A 310-nucleotide genomic window follows, 5' to 3' on the forward strand; every position below is an offset into this window, starting at 1 on the left:
TAAGACTGCCAGCCAGGACGTCATAGTGTCAATGCTTCCGGTGTTGGACGATTTCGATCGTGCCCTGGAAGAGCTTAAAAAAGCAAAAGACAAGGAGCTTCTTAAAGGGGTGGAGCTTATCAGCAATAAATTCAGAAGTACCCTTAGATCAAAAGGTCTGGAGGAGATCGAAGTGAAAGAAGGAGATATCTTTGATGCAGAAATTCATGAAGCTATTACTCAAATTCCTGCCCCTAAGGATAAATTAAAAGGCAAGATTGTTGACGTAGTAGAGACGGGTTATAAACTGGGCGATAGAATAATTCGCTAC

General features: G+C 41.9%; 1 protein-coding gene. It reads left to right on the forward strand.

What is annotated here, in order from left to right:
* The coding region (locus tag HC175_RS22510) for a nucleotide exchange factor GrpE (protein WP_168140036.1) at positions 1 to 310 on the forward strand (310 nt) is incomplete at both ends.

The sequence above is a fragment of the Salinimicrobium oceani genome (genome assembly GCF_012037645.1).